General features: G+C 41.1%; 11 protein-coding genes. 10 read left to right on the top strand and 1 reads right to left on the bottom strand.

What is annotated here, in order from left to right; genetic code table 11:
* Window positions 1-79 precede the first annotated feature (79 nt).
* The 9 genes from I6F10_RS10340 (at window position 80) to I6F10_RS10305 (ending at window position 11317) form a co-directional block, all read left to right on the top strand.
* Window positions 80-733: a TonB-dependent receptor plug domain-containing protein gene (locus tag I6F10_RS10340; RefSeq protein WP_231619925.1), complete on the top strand. Its 654-nt coding sequence runs from the start codon at window positions 80-82 to the stop codon at window positions 731-733.
* A gap of 8 nt (window positions 734-741) precedes the next feature.
* The gene (locus I6F10_RS20390) at window positions 742-876 is read left to right on the top strand and encodes a hypothetical protein (protein WP_269435818.1); all 135 of its coding nucleotides are present in this window, start codon (window positions 742-744) and stop codon (window positions 874-876) included.
* 242 nt (window positions 877-1118) lie between these two features.
* Window positions 1119-2591, top strand: a complete 1473-nt coding sequence (locus I6F10_RS10335) for a glycoside hydrolase family 28 protein (RefSeq protein ID WP_165742675.1) — start codon at window positions 1119-1121, stop codon at window positions 2589-2591.
* A 13-nt stretch (window positions 2592-2604) separates the two neighbouring features.
* Complete coding sequence (eda, locus tag I6F10_RS10330; RefSeq protein WP_064664870.1) at window positions 2605-3228, top strand: bifunctional 4-hydroxy-2-oxoglutarate aldolase/2-dehydro-3-deoxy-phosphogluconate aldolase; 624 nt, start codon at window positions 2605-2607, stop codon at window positions 3226-3228.
* Between the two features lie 91 nt (window positions 3229-3319).
* Window positions 3320-4768 carry a glucuronate isomerase gene (uxaC, locus tag I6F10_RS10325; protein ID WP_165742674.1) on the top strand — a complete coding sequence of 483 codons (1449 nt, stop codon included), beginning with the start codon at window positions 3320-3322 and terminating at the stop codon, window positions 4766-4768.
* A gap of 49 nt (window positions 4769-4817) precedes the next feature.
* Window positions 4818-7361, top strand: a complete 2544-nt coding sequence (locus tag I6F10_RS10320; protein WP_197098793.1) for a glycoside hydrolase family 88 protein — start codon at window positions 4818-4820, stop codon at window positions 7359-7361.
* Between the two features lie 110 nt (window positions 7362-7471).
* A complete protein-coding gene (locus I6F10_RS10315) occupies window positions 7472-8683 on the top strand; it encodes a glycoside hydrolase family 88/105 protein (RefSeq protein WP_165742688.1) in 1212 nt (403 codons plus the stop codon).
* A 3-nt stretch (window positions 8684-8686) separates the two neighbouring features.
* Window positions 8687-10354 (top strand): glycoside hydrolase family 43 protein, encoded by a 1668-nt coding sequence (locus I6F10_RS10310; protein ID WP_165742672.1) that lies wholly within the window; start codon window positions 8687-8689, stop codon window positions 10352-10354.
* Window positions 10355-11317, top strand: a complete 963-nt coding sequence (locus I6F10_RS10305; protein ID WP_231619923.1) for an alpha/beta hydrolase — start codon at window positions 10355-10357, stop codon at window positions 11315-11317. It abuts the gene before it with no gap.
* Between the two features lie 69 nt (window positions 11318-11386).
* Here the strand turns inward: I6F10_RS10305 and I6F10_RS10300 are convergent, their stop codons facing one another.
* Complete coding sequence (locus I6F10_RS10300; protein WP_331461828.1) at window positions 11387-12751, bottom strand: pectate lyase family protein; 1365 nt, start codon at window positions 12749-12751, stop codon at window positions 11387-11389.
* A 253-nt stretch (window positions 12752-13004) separates the two neighbouring features.
* On the opposite strand from I6F10_RS10300, the gene I6F10_RS10295 reads away from it, so the two are divergent.
* Complete coding sequence (locus tag I6F10_RS10295; RefSeq protein WP_165742669.1) at window positions 13005-15968, top strand: TonB-dependent receptor; 2964 nt, start codon at window positions 13005-13007, stop codon at window positions 15966-15968.
* Window positions 15969-15990 lie beyond the last annotated feature (22 nt).

Genomic DNA, 15990 nt, shown 5'->3' with positions numbered 1-15990 from the left:
GAATCAGAACAAGTACATGACAAACACACTAATTCAAGTCATGTTAACTTAATAACAATAAGTAGAACGTGGAACCACTATGACAACCAGCACACATAATTTTAAACTTAGTAAGTTGATGACCAATTTAATACTCAGTGGCGCATTAACCAGTGGCTTAGCATATGCAGCGCCTCAAGATGAAGCTGTTGCTGATGATCAACTTAAAGTGATCGAAGTAAAAGGTTTTCGCGGTAGTATCAATGCCGCTTTAATGACTAAGCGTGAAGCCGTTGGTACACGTGAGACTATCATTGCTGAAGATATTGGTAAATTTCCTTACTTAAATGTTGCTGACTCACTTTCGCGTGTACCTGGTATCTCCATTGAAGAGGATGCAGGTGAAGGTCGTCAAATTACCATTCGCGGTTTAGGTTCTCGTTACGTCAAAACCACAATTAATGGTATGGAGTCGGCATCTGCTGGTGCTGCAACAGACGCTGCGGGTGGTTCAAATACATCTCGTGCATTTGATTTTAATGTATTTTCCTCTGAACTGTTTACCCAAATAGATATTAATAAAACCGTTTCTGCTGAACTTGAAGACGGTGGCATCTCAGGCAATGTTAACTTACAAACGGCGCTTCCATTTCAATATGATGGCTTTAAAGGGGCTTACAATGTCAATACTCGTTATAGTGATGTTGATGAGGATGTATCGCCTCGTGCTTTTTTTATGCTCGCTACAAGTTAACAGAAAAAATGAGTGTTTCATTTGAAGCCGTTAATTTAACAGATGAAAAACAAGATATGTGGAATGATATTTATACCCCTCGCCCTTATGAAAATCTGTCATCAGGTCGCCAGTTTTTACTGGGTGTAAGGGGCACTTTCTAAACTTAATTAACACATAGCCTCGTTAATTGAGGCTATGTCTGCAATATAATACTCCCCCCCGTGCATAATCGATGGTTTTTACTGTCGATTATTTTATTAGTTACTAATTTTAAATAACTTTTTCAAAAACAATAAATCTTTGATAATTTAAACTAAGTAGTAAAATGATATTGCCACCGGTGGCAATAACTGCTAATGTTAGCTTATTATAATAATTCCAATTTACAGCAGCAGGATACAAGATGAATAATCAACGACGCTATTTTCTCAAAGCATTAGCTTCTAGCACTTTGGTAACAGCAACTTTAATGGGCTGTCAGTCAGCACCTTTACTCAATGTTTTTGAAGCGCCTATTAGCGCAGACGATTGGCAAATGGCTGAACAAATAAAAGCCAACATTGTCGTCCCGACCTTCCCTGCTAAGCAATTTAATATTAAAGACTTTGGCGCTAAAGAAAATGGACAATATGATTGTACGCAAGCAATTAAAGGCGCCATTGAAGCCTGCCACGCACAAGGAGGTGGTCAGGTCTACATTCCAAATGGTACCTACTTGACCGGTGCCATTCATTTACTTTCTAACGTAAATTTACACTTGGCTGATAAGGCAATATTAAGTTTCAGCACTGATCCTAATCATTACTTACCCGAGGTATTTACTCGCTGGGAAGGCTTAGAAATGATGGGGTACTCACCACTGATCTATGCTTATGAGCAAGAAAATATTGCCATCACAGGTAAAGGAACACTCCAAGGAAATGGCGATAACCAAACGTGGTGGCCTTGGAAGGGACCACACAAGGAAGGCCATTGGGATTTAATTAAAGATAGTCAAGGTAAAGTATTGCACCAGCGTGAAGCACGGGATCAGTTGATGGTTGATGCCGAAGCTGGTGTGCCAGTAAGCGAACGTATATACAGTACTGGCGCCTATTTACGCCCTCCCTTTATTCAACCGTATAAATGTAAAAATATTTTAATCCAAGGTGTGACAATTAAAAACTCGCCATTTTGGTTAGTGAATCCGGTTTTATGCCAAAGTGTTACGGTTGATAAGGTTAATTTTTCAAGCCACGGGCCAAACTCTGATGGTTGTGACCCAGAGAGCTGCGATCATGTACATATTAAAAACTGTGTATTTGATACCGGTGATGACTGTATCGCGATTAAATCAGGGCGAAATGCAGACGGAAGACGTGTCGGTGTCCCCTCACAAAACATTGTTATTGAAAACTGCCATATGAAAGAAGGCCACGGTGGAGTGGTTATTGGTAGCGAAATATCAGGTGGTGTAAACAATGTCTTTGTGCAAAATTGTACTATGGACAGCCCGCATCTAGAACGCGCTATTCGTATCAAAACTAACTCAGTACGTGGCGGTTTGATCGAGCATATACGCATTCGTAATGTTGACGTTGGCACCGTTAAAAACGCTGTGGTGATCAACTTCTATTATGAAGAAGGCGATGCAGGACAATTCGATCCAACAGTTCGCGATATTCAAATTGAAAACTTACATTGTAAAAATGTGCTCAGTAAAGCGTTTTATCTTAATGGCTTTGAACGCGCACCAATTAACGATATTCATTTTAAAAACTGCCATTTTGACCAAGTAGGCAGTCAGTCAATCGTAGCTCATGTAAATAATATGAGTTTAGATAATGTCACTTTAAACAAACAGCCACTGACAATGGCGCAATTACAGCAATCATGATAGGAACCGATGTATGAACGCGTTTTCAACATTATTAGGCACCCAACCAATACTGCCTATAATACAAGCAAATAGTAGTGAAGAAGGTGTCGCTATTGCGACCGCGATGCATAAGGCGGGTATCCAATTAGTGGAAGTTGTGCTGCGCACGCCAGCGTCACTTGACGCATTAATCGCGATTAAAAAAGCACTGCCCGATTTATGTGTAGGTGCAGGCACCATTACCGATCAAGCGTTACTTGCAAAAAGCCTTGCCGCAGGCAGTGATTTTATTGTTACGCCTGCTATATCGCCACGGTTACTCGATGCCCTTAGCCAATCGTCGGTCCCTGTTGTGCCGGGTGTTTCAAACACCGCAGATATTTTACTTGCTAAAGAATATGGCTTTACTGAGCAAAAATTGTTTCCTGCTTCTTTGTGTGGTGGCGAACAGTTTTTAAAAGCAGTCAGCAGCGTATTTGCTGATATTCGCTTTTGCCCTACAGGCGGCATTAATGAGCAAAACTTTAAAGACTATTTAGCACTTAGCAATGTGATGGCCGTAGGCGGTACATGGATTGCACAACCACAATGGGTGCAAAGTAAAGACTATGAAAAAATCACTCAAGCCTGCCTTCAGGTACTAAACAACAACTAATTAACATATTGACTGCCATACGTTGACAGTGTAATTTACTCTTACATGCCACCGGTGGCAAAATACAAGCAGAACAGTTAAGGAATCTTCAATGCCGAGCAATATCGAACCTTTAGAGTTGCACCCAGATCGTTTATTTTCAAGCGTTCCTAGCGTCGTTGCTATCGCTAGAAAGTTATATGAATCAATTAAAGACTTACCGATTGTTAGCCCACACGGTCACACTGATCCACGTTGGTTTAATGAAAATGAAAACTTCGGCAATGCAACCGAGCTGTTTATAAAACCCGATCACTATGTGTTTAGAATGCTCTACAGTCAAGGTATCCCAATGACTGATTTAGGTGTGCCAGAACATGGCCTTCAAGGCGATATGGCTCGCTCTAAAGCAGCTGAACCTGAAAAAGTATGGCAAATTTTTGCTGATAACTATCATCTATACGCAGGCACACCTAGCGGCTATTGGCTTGATGCCGTATTCAGCGATGTATTTGGTTTTACTGAAAAACTTTGCTCGGAAAATGGTCAGCACTATTATCAAAAAATTACAGCTGCGTTAGCAACACCTGAGTTCAAGCCTCATGCACTGATGGACCGCTTTAACATTGAACTGATTGCCACAACCGAAGGTGCTCTTGATCAACTCCCGCACCACCGTGCAATTGCAGGCTCTGCAATGGCAAAACGTGTGATCACCACCTTTAGACCGGATGATGTGGTTGATGCAAGCCGCGAAGATTTTATCGACAACGTAATTAAACTTGGTGAGATAACCGACCAAGATACATCAACTTGGCAAGGTTATTTAGCAGCAATTCAAATACGTCGTGATTACTTCCGTATTGAAGGCCGTGCAACAGCAACCGATCATGGCCACCCTACTGCATTAACTGCTGACTTATCTACAGCTGAGTGTGAAGCATTATTTGAAAAATGCCGAACAGGCCATTCATCTGAGCAAGAACAAGAGTTATTCCGAGGTCAAATGCTTACTGAACTTGCAGGTATGAGCATTAAAGACGGCTTAGTGATGCAAATTCACCCTGGTGCACATCGTAATCATAACCAAGCGGTATTTGATCAATTTGGCCGTGATAAAGGCTGTGATATTCCAAGCCAAACTGAATACGTTAATGCGTTAAAACCACTATTGAGTAAATACGGGAATCACCCGGATCTTAAAATCATCTTATTTACGTTAGATGAAACTACCTATAGTCGTGAACTTGCGCCACTAGCAGGCCACTACCCTAGCCTAAAATTAGGCCCAGCATGGTGGTTCCATGACAGCCCGGCAGGTATGCTACGTTTTAGACAGCAAACAACTGAAACAGCAGGTTTTTACAATACAGTTGGCTTTAATGACGATACCCGTGCATTTTTATCTATCCCCGCTCGCCATGATGTTGCACGCCGCGTTGACTGCCGATACTTAGCTGAATTAGTAGCTAATCATCAAATTAGTGAAATCGCTGCGCAGACACTGGCTTATCAACTAACCTATGGGCTAGTGAAAAAAGCATATAATCTCGATAAATAACAATAATAGAGCCACTTAATTTAAGTGGCTCAACCATTGAGGACACACCATGACTTTAAAAACATCACTGTTATCAAAGCGCATTATGATGGGAACAGCTCTAGGCTCTAGCCTTTTACTGGCTGCCTGCCAAGAACAAGCTGACCTTAAAAAACCATTGCAAGCAAGTGAGACTAACTCTCTCAGTAGCGCACTAATTGCTAAAGTAGACATTGTTAATCCATCTTCGTTTAAACGCCCTGACGAGCCTATCTATCTTAGCTATTACGATTTAGGTCTTAGCCAAACTGCTGCTTTAACTGTAAAAACAGCGCAGCAAGTATTACCAAGCCAAGCAGTAGATATTGATTCAGACGGTGAACTTGATGGTGTGTATTTTATTGTCGATTTAAATGATAAACCGATTGAAGTCACCATTACACAGCAAAGTAGCCCATCAATCACAGCACAAACAAAACGTGTTCAAGCTGATCTTGCCCATAAACAAGGTGGTCAATGGCAGCCTCATTCTCGTCCGCCAAAACACCAAGTTGGCACAGGTAAAAAAGAGTATGTAGGCGGTGAATTTAAAAATGTTGATGAGTTAACACCACCAGATTATTACACCGATCATTCAAATTGGATCCGTTACGAAGGCCCAGGTATTGAGTCGGATAAAGTCGGTTACCGTTTTTATCTAGATTGGCGTAATGGTTTTGATATTTTCGGCAAATTAACAACACAACCTGTGCTACATACTGTCGGCCTTGATGGTTATTCTTCGTATCATGACAAACAAGACTGGGGCATGGATATCCTTAAAGTGGGTAAGTCTTTAGGTGCTGGCGGATTTGGTTTGATGGGTAGTAATGATGAGCTGGAACATGTATCTGATGTTAGCAAACGTACAGCACGGATTATTGAAAATGGCTATTTACGCGCCAGTATACAAATTGAGTATCAAGGCTGGCAAAATAGCTATCAACAGCAAGATTTAATAGCCAATATTAGTATGCACGGCGGCTCACGTTTGGCACATGTAGAACTGAACACTGATAAAGATTTGCCTAATTTAGTGGCCGGTGTGGTCAAACACCCAGATACTGAGTTTATTCAAGGTGATCTGGATGCAATGAGTAATTATGGCTATATTGCCAGTTGGGGCAATCAGAGTTTAGATAAATCAGCTTTAGGTATGGCGGTATTTTTTAAAAAAGGTGATGTTATTGATGTACGCCAAGACAAAAATAACTACCTTGCAGTGCTTAAACCTAAAGGGCAAAATACACTGCATGCTGATTACTATTTTGCCTCTGTTTGGCAACCTGAAAGTGGTATCAACGATAAAGAAAGCTTTATTGAGTACCTTGATCAACAAGCTGAAAGATTGACAATTAAACCACGCATTACTTTGCATACCACAGTTACAGCAAAAAAAACGACGCAACCGCTTAATGATAAAATAGCCCTTGAATGGGCCCGCGCCCTTGCCGATTCAGAGCTGAAAAGAAAAGCACTAGGCTATCATGCCAATGGCTGGGATGTTAACCGTAAGCGCAGCCCAAAGTTTGAATACGACATTATCGGTTTACAACCTTATGCTTATTATCAATTAGGGCTGGCAACTGATGAACAAGCTTATAAGGATGTGATTGCGCATGTTACTGGCAGCTTTATTGATCAGCAAGGGAAAATCAGCGCCTATAAACAAAGCAATTTCAATATTGATAATATTCCACCCGGTCGCAACCTTATTCAGCTATACCAAGATACCCAGCAGCAACAATACTTATCCGCTGCAAAAGCTTTGCGAGCACAATTACAGTTACAGCCACGTACATCACAAGGCGCATTTTGGCACAAAAACAAATATCAACATCAAGTGTGGCTAGATGGCGTTTACATGGGTATGCCTTTTTTAGCCCAGTACGGTAGCTTATTTGAAACGGGCCACCAGCAACAAGAAACCTTTTCAGAGGTTGTAAACGAATTTAAGCTCACTCGCGAAGCACTACGCGATCCAAAGACAGGGTTGTACTATCACGGTTGGGATGAATCTAAACAGCAAGCATGGGCGAATAAACAAACCGGTGTTTCCGCAGAGTTTTGGGGCCGTGGTATGGGTTGGCTCGCTATGGCAGTGGTTGATGTACTCGATTACATCCCAGCAAAAAACACAGAGCAACGCGATACCTTACTCGCCATGGTAAAAGAGTTGGCCACTGATATAGCCAAAGTTCAAGATACTGATACCGGCACATGGTGGCAAGTTTTAGACAAACCAACGGCTTTAGGTAACTACCAAGAGTCAACTGCAACAGCAATGTTCGCTTACTTTTATGCAAAAGCACTTAATAATGGCTATATCGATGCTGATTATCAAGGCACCGCGCTTGCAGCGTATCAAGGTTTACTTAACCAATTTACATTAGTCCATAGTGATGGCACGGTGAGTATGACCAACCAATGCTATGTTGCAGGCCTTGGCTTTGGCCGTGATGGTAGTTATCACTATTATATGAGTGAGCCGGTCAGCAATAATGATCCTAAAGGAAATGGTCCCTTCATTCTAGCAAGCCTTGAAGTAGCTAAGCTTCTAGCTGGTAACAACTAACCAGTCATAGATTAGTCAGCCGGTAAGCAAAGTTCATCGCATTTTTGCTTACCGGCTAACTCTCACTTCCCTTCAACAACATCAGCACACTAAGCTCATAAGGATTTATGATGCGTATAATTAAAACCAATAAAGACAGCGCAAATAAAAATATTATTTCATTTTTTATCTGCTGCTTATTCTGCTCAATAATGAATGTGTCTGCGCAAAATAATAACAACTCACTGAGCTATGCCCTGCAAATGGCTAACTCTGAGATGACTCGTAATCCACAGGCGTACACCATTGATTGGCGCACTGAACCGCGCTGGGACTACACCCATGGCTTAGTGTTACTGTCATTTGCCAAGCTCTATCAGCATCAACCAGAGCAACGCTATTTCAATTACATTAAAGAATATGTAGACGCGTTAGTAATGGAAGATGGCAGTATTAAAACCTACGTAATGAGTAAATATAATCTCGACATGCTCAATGCCGGCAAGTTACTGTTTTTTATGTTTGATGAAACAAAAGACCGTAAATATCGCCTTGCCCTCGATACGCTATATGCACAGTTCAAATTACAACCTCGCACAATTGATGGTGGCTTTTGGCATAAAAAACGCTATACCTCGCAAATGTGGCTTGATGGTTTATATATGGCAGCGCCCTTTTATGCCGAATATATCCGCCGCTTTGGGACAGCAGATCAGTATGATGATGTTATAAAGCAGTTTCAATTAATTGAAAAACATACTTATCGCAGTGACACCGCTTTACCTTTACATGGCTGGGATGAGTCTAAACAACAGCGTTGGGCAGATAAAAAAACCGGACAATCACCTAATCATTGGTCGCGCTCTATCGGTTGGTACGCCATGGCAATGGTTGATGTATTAGATCAACTACCGAATGATTACCCTAAAAAAGTGTGGCTATTACAGCGCTTTAATACATTGATTGATAACATGTTAAAACTACGTTCTGACTCCGGTGTATGGTATCAAGTTACAGATAAAGGTGAATTACACGGCAATTATTTAGAGTCATCAGGCAGTGCTATGCTCAGCTATGCGATTGCAAGAGGTGTTAATCAAGGTTACTTGTCTGATAGCTACCAAGCGATTGCAAAAAACACCTTTAATGCTGTAGTTAGCAACTTTATTAAACCACAAGCAGATAACACCTTATCAATCCAACAAGTATGTGAAGTAGCAGGACTTGGCGGAAAACCCTATCGAGATGGCAGCTTTGCTTATTACATTAGTGAAAATGTACGTGCGAACGATCCTAAAGCAGTCGGGCCTTTTATTCTTGCTAGTTTAGAAATGGAGAAATAACCGATGCTAAGCAACCAATACTATTTCTATTTAGCACTGTTGGTTGTTTGCTTAAGTGGCAGCCAATGTTATGCAAAAGAGTCGCAATTACTATCGCCAACACACACTCAAAGTCCGTGGCAAGCAGATCTAGGTAATGTCGAATATAAAAACCCAATCTTGCATGCCGATTATTCCGACCCAGATGTGGTTGCTGTTAATGGCGATTATTACATGACAGCATCTAGCTTCAACTCTGCACCTGGCTTGCCTATTTTACACTCTACCGATTTAGTCAACTGGCAGTTAATTAATTATGCGCTGCCAATACAGTTGCAACAAGCCCACTTTGCAAAAGTACAACATGGCAACGGCGTATGGGCGCCCACAATCCGTTTTCATGATAATAAATTTTGGATTTTTTACCCTGATCCTGATTTTGGTATTTATGTAACCACAACAGATAATCCTGCTAGAACTTGGTCAACCCCACAGCTTATTTTAGCGGGTAAAGGATTGATCGATCCGGCACCTCTATGGGACGACAATGGTAAAACCTACTTAATACATGCATGGGCAAAAAGTCGTGCTGGCTTTAATAATGTACTCACACTACGTGAAATGAAAGATGACGCGAGTAGGGTCAGTGATAAATTTACACACATTGTCGATGGTAAAAATCACCCTGGATATCGCACCATTGAAGGTCCTAAATTTTATAAACGTAACGGTTACTACTATATTTTTGCGCCTACTGGTGGCGTAGATTTAGGCTGGCAATCGGTATTTAGATCAAAAGATATTACTGGTCCCTATGAAGCCAAAATTGTCATGGCACAAGGCAACTCAGTCATCAACGGTCCTCATCAAGGTGCGTGGGTTCACACCCAATTTGATGAGGACTGGTTTATTCACTTTCAAAGCAAACAAGCGTATGGCCGTATCACTCATTTACAACCGATGCACTGGGACAATGATTGGCCAATCATTGGCATAGATAAAAATGGTAATGGAACTGGGCAACCGGTTTTACAGCACCCTAAGCCTCGAAGCAAAATTAGCCCACAGCCCACCAGCATAGTGAACAATGATGAATTCAACAGCCCTGAGCTAAGCTTATTATGGCAATGGAATGCAAATCCAAGTAACAGCTGGTATTCATTGACAGACAACCCCGGCTTTTTACGCTTATACTCGCAGCCAATTACAGCCCAAAATAATACTAATTTATGGTCGACGCCTTCTTTGTTACTGCAAAAGATCCCTGCAGAACAGTTTGCTTTTACAACCACATTGCAGGTCAACAAAACAGACTCAGCTAGTTCCTCAGGACTAATTTTATTTGGTGAAGACTATGCATGGCTGGGTATCAAAACATCTTCTACTGGCGAACAACAGCTAGTTTATGTGCACTGTTTTAATGCGAGAAAAGGCTGTAAAGAAAGTATCGTAGGGCAACAACCATTAACACAACCCTATCTTGAACTAAAAGTCGTTCTACAACCAGGCGCCACAGCCATTTTTAGTTATAGAACCGCTGCAAGTGCTGAGTTTCAAATTATTGGTGAACACTTCCAAGCTAAAAAAGGCCGCTGGGTAGGTGCTAAGTTAGGCTTATTTAGCCTGTCGCACACGCCTGGCGCTAGCAGCTATGCCGATTTTGACTATGCCCGTTACGACACTTTGGATTAAATGAATATGTTTAAACATCAAAAGTTGAACTTTATTGCCGTATTATTGCTATTTGTTGAGCCATGCATAGCAGCTGATTACACCGTTAAAAATACTTATAAAAAACTAATCAAACACTATCCACACATGCAGGTGCCCGCAACGACACTTGCTGACTCTGTCATCGCTCATAAAGCACTGGTTTACAAGCAAACTAAAACCAGTGCACAGACTTTAGATATTTATCAGCAAAAGCAGCAAACGCAAACAGCGCCTTTGATCATTTTGATCCACGGGGGTGGCTGGCAATCAGGCACCCCCGCATTAATGACAGCACTTGCAATTGCGCTGGTAGAACGTGGTTATATTGTTGCTGCGCCCAGTTACCGCCTCAGCGAGGAAGCGCCTTATCCTGCAGCAATTGAGGATTTAGTTGATGCGTTTTATTGGCTTAAAAATAATGCTACTCAGTATAATATAGACAGCACTAAGATTGCTTTATCTGGCGGCTCTGCAGGTGGCCAATTAGCCGCGCTGTTAGCCTACTGCGGCGGAATTGTTGATAGCAGCGACACTAACTCCAAGCGATTTAATGTTCAAGCGCTGATCAATATAGATGGCTTAAGTGACTTCACGTCCCCTGAAGCACTGCCCTTTGAAAACAACCCAACCAAAACCGTCACGTCAGCCAGCAAGTGGTTGGGAGGTAGGTATGAAACTATCCCACAGCGTTGGCGCGACGCATCGCCTATTTTCTATATTGATAAAAACGCGCCTGCGACACTTTTCATTAATAGCTCAGTGCCACGCTTTCGTGCAGGTCGAGACAGCGCAATACAAAAGTTACAAGCGTTGCATATACCCAGTGATGTTTACCAGTTCGATGATGCGCCGCATTCATTTTGGTTATTCCAGCCGTGGTTAACGCCTACGACCAGTGTTATTGATGACTTTTTAACAGCACAATTTGCTAAAACTCGTTGATCATTATTGTTGTTAAAATTAAAGCCTTGATGAGTTAATGGTTATTTTAAGTCATCAAGGCGTTCTTTGTTAGTCGCTAAGCGAATTTAAGTACTGCTGCAAAACCTGCGCTGCAGTTGCATTTTTTAATTGAGGCTGATGCTGTTTGAACCAATCATCCGCAACACCATCTTCATTAACATCAACGATTACGGGAGCACCTGTAAATTCCTGTTTATATGCATCCCAATTACCAATAAGCTCAAACTCATGATCAATCAAACCATTTTTCTTTATCGCGACACTATCAGTGAGCTGTTGATAAACAAGCGTATCAATACTGTCATGGAAATAGCCATGTGCATTACGACTTGCACCTATATGTTGCCCTTTAATGGCATCAGTAAATGCCTGCTCAGCACTAACATAAACCATCGTTGTTTGCATAGGTGATGTAATGATTGCTTTATCACTTAACCTCTGACTATTTTCATCACTAATAGTGCGTTTTGCTTTAACCGCTTTGCGATAATTTACACCTAAATAATTATGCTCAGTCAGTTGTGGGTTATTCTCAAGTACATTACCCATAATATATGCCTGATTTTCTTTGATCTCTGGGGAATACCAAATATCAGCAAACTGCATGATCTTACTTGCTTTACCCGGCTTATAGTAATTATTAATCAAGTTAAAGCGACCATTTTCTGATCCATAAACATTATTATGTCCCCAGTTAAAAATAATATTATTGATAAGCTCAACAAACTCTTCATTTTGTGAATACGGTGATTTTAGCCTATGACCATTAAGCCTAGGAGTTCTACTGGCATGATTGGCAATTATATTATTAATAAAGCTCGCATTTGCCCCGCCCCAAATGCCACCATAGCCATGATCGCCTTTAGGGTGAATTGAATGGCTTAAACTATGTGAAATAATGGAATTTTGTAATGTAAAGTTACGGTTATTATAGAAACTCGCAGTTTCATCCACTGACCAACTCAATGAACAATGATCAATAATGACATTCTCACTGTTACGCACCGTTAATGAATCATCAGCATAGCCAAATGTACCTAAGCGAAAGCGCATATAGCGGATAATCACATTATCTGCGGATGAGACCGTCACAGGAGCACCAACAATGGCAATCCCACCTGGCGAACTTTGCCCCGCGATGGTGATATTACCATGTGATATTTTAAGTTCCCCTGCCAATTTGATCACACCTGATACCGCAAATACGACAGTGCGAGGATGTTTTTGCACAATTGCATAGCGAAGGCTGCCTGGTTGGGGCTTATCTAAATTATCTTCCAATGTAGTCACTCTATAAAGCGTGCCATTAACTCCCCCTGTTGCGTATTTACCAAATCCTTTTGCCGTTGGAAAAGCCAATGTTGTATTGACTTGTGCAGCGTATAAATTAGTCGAAACAAAAACCGTCAACACAGTAATGATGCTTAGTATTACGATATTGAGATAGTTTAAATTATTATTCTTCAGAACTTGCATAATGTTCCTTGGCTATTTCGTTTTTAATGCTGGTTAAAATAAAAAATTGTCAATATGTAAATTGACAGTTTCATTAATACAGTGTTAACTTCATGTTATTCCATTTTGCCACCGGTGGCAAGCTGGGATTTGAATCAACGGGAATCGCATATCTCGCACACACAATTATAAGCCTGAAAAAGGAACAAAGATGAAGAGCATGAGATTAAGCACGATCGCAGCAGCATTAATGGTAGCTATGCCACTTTATGCGCAAACAACTGATCCTGCACAGCCAAAGGTAGAGAATGACAAACCAACAACAAGCGCCGAGAAAACAGCAGCTAAAAAAACCGTAGAAGCTGAAGATGATATTGAAATCATTGCTGTAACAGGCGTTTATCAAGCAGATTTAAAAGCACGTTCCATGGAGCGCGATGCTAAAGCGTTTAGCTCAGTGATTGCCACGGATGACATGGGAAACTTTGTTGATCAAAATGTCGCAGAGTCATTACGCCGTATTCCTGGTGTCACTTTAGAGCGCAGTGAAGGTGAAGGAAAATACATTGCAGTACGGGGGTTAGGTCCTAAATTCGTATCGGTGAGCATGAATGGTGCAGAACTATCTGGTGCGGGTGATGAACGTAAAATTGGCCTTGATGGTATCACTAGTGATTCATTAGGAGCCATTGAAGTATTTAAAACCCTTACCCCTGATATGAATCTAAATTCGATAGGTGGCGCAGTAAACGTCAAAGCTATCTCAGCATATGACCGTGGCAAAAACACCCTAAAAATGAAGCTGCAAGATTCATACAGTGAACTCAGAGAAGAACACTCGCCAAAGTTTAGCCTTGATGGCACACAGCTATTCTTAGACGAAAAAATAGGCGTTGGTTTTGCACTTTCTTATGAAGATAGGAAAACTCAAGTAGATGAGGTACGCCATCATAGCACTCGAGAATTAAACTTTTTACAAGGTGGCATTGGCCTCAGTGAAGAGCAATTAGGTGTTGCACCAGAAATATTGATCCCCGCGCAACTCGAAAACCGCCGTGAAATTGCTGATCGAACACGTACCACCGCAACTTTAAATGTTGAGTTTAAGCCAACCGCAGACAGTTTTTATTACATACGAGGTAACTACTCTAATTACACTGATGATGACGTTGCACAAAGAGAGTTTTATAACTTTTATAATGGCGACCAAGCCGATGAAATTATTTATGTAAATGCTGATACAAAAGAGTTTGCCCTGTCTGATATCGATATTTATAACCAATTTTTCATTCAGGAAGGTGAAACGACTACAACCAATTACAGTATCGGTGGTGAAAACTATATTACCGACACTTTACGCGTAGATTATGAATATGCGTATTCAAAAACAGATGATAAATCAGTGGGGGATCGCCGAGTTCAGTTTCGTGAGCGTGAGAATATCGTTTACGGTCAAGCAACTAAAAACAATATTGTTGCACAGGTGCTAACTCCTGAAGAAGCTGCTGCCTTAGGTGGTTTTGCGTTAGATCCAGATAATGATGTTTTTGCCGGTGAAGCCGATGGTGATATCAGCGATTTATCAAATATGGAATACGACAACTTATTTATGGAAGACAGTGTCCGCACTGATGAAGTCACCAGTATCAAGTTAAACTTACAAAAAGACTTTGATTTTGAGTACCTTAATTTCATTAAAATTGGTGGCACTTATAACGAACGCGAACACTTCCGTGATAAAGATCGCTGGAGCTATGCAATAAACCCTCTCGATTGTGGAACGGATGAAACCTGCATTACAGTCGCCAACTCAAATGTTACTGATTATAACTTTGCGGTTCCTGAGGGTGGCTTATTTACCTATCCTTTTGTTAGCAACGAAGACCTTGAGTACATAGTTGACTCAACTAAAATTACGCGCGACAGTGCCACCGGTGGCGAGGTGTCAATTGACAGCACCAAAGAAGACTATACCTTATACGAAGATACCTACGCAGCTTATATTATGACTGAGCTGCAGCTATCAGAGCAGGTCAGTGTTATTACCGGTGTACGCTATGCACATACCGAATTTTCATCAACCGGTTATATGTCATTATCAAATGATGATTGGAATTTTGGCGGTGATCACACCTTAGATATTTCGGTACCTTTACCTGAGGCATCCATTACCTACAGTGAATTTTTCCCAAGTATTCATATACGCTACGAACCAAATCCTGAAATGTTGGTTCGTACATCACTGTGGACTAGTTATACCCGCCCTTCGTTTAAGCAAGCGCGTGGTTATGCGCGTTTTGATAGTGATATTAGTTTATGTGATCCAACGACTAATGAATGCTACAACTCACCAGATGGACAAAGCGCAATTGATTTACAAGGCTATATTTTAGGGCCAGACAATGCGTTACAAGTAGGTAACCCAAATTTGGTGGCAATGACTTCGGATAACTTTGACGCTTCGTTTGGCTGGTATCCATCAAAAGAGTTATTTATGGAAGCTGCAGTATTTTACAAAAATATTGATAACTTCATCGTCGATGTCACCGGTATTCAAATGAGCATAGATGAGCTCCCGCTTACTTTACCTGTAAACCAAGTATCTGATTTTGCAATTCCTCAAGATCTTGCTCTAAATCAGGTTGATATCACCCTCAATGGTGATAAAGCCACAGTCTACGGGATTGAGCTTAGTTACAATCAGTTCTTCGAAAATGGCTTATTTTGGCAAAGTAATATGACCTTTGTAAAAAGTGAAGCCGAACTCGACGCCACTATTCGTCAAGACAAAATGCAGCTACCAGGCCAAGCAGATATCACCGGTAACATTGCTGTTGGTTGGGAAGATGAGACTTTCTCGTTACGCCTAATTAGTAATTACCGCTCAGATATCCTTGAAGAGGTTGGCTCTTGTCCAGTATCAGCTTCTGTATCAGACCCACATACCTGTAAGTCATGGGCTGATATATACCAAGACGATATCTTAACCTTTGATATGAAAGTGAAATATGATTTTACGAAAAGCCTCAGCGTGTATTTTGACGCGATTAACTTAACCGATGAAGCAGATCTACGTTATTTCAAAGGTAATGATTTATCCGGTGGTGAAATCCTCTATCAACGTGAAGATTATGGTCGTACGTTCCAGTTAGGTATGAATTATAAATTTTATTAACAGCTACTAATAATGAAAAACG

Origin of the sequence: Pseudoalteromonas sp. SWYJZ98, assembly GCF_015864495.1 — a bacterium.
GTDB classification, from domain to species: Bacteria; Pseudomonadota; Gammaproteobacteria; order Enterobacterales; family Alteromonadaceae; genus Pseudoalteromonas; species Pseudoalteromonas distincta.
Note: the sequence above shows the minus strand (reverse complement) of the source record. Positions and strands in the feature narration are given on the sequence as shown.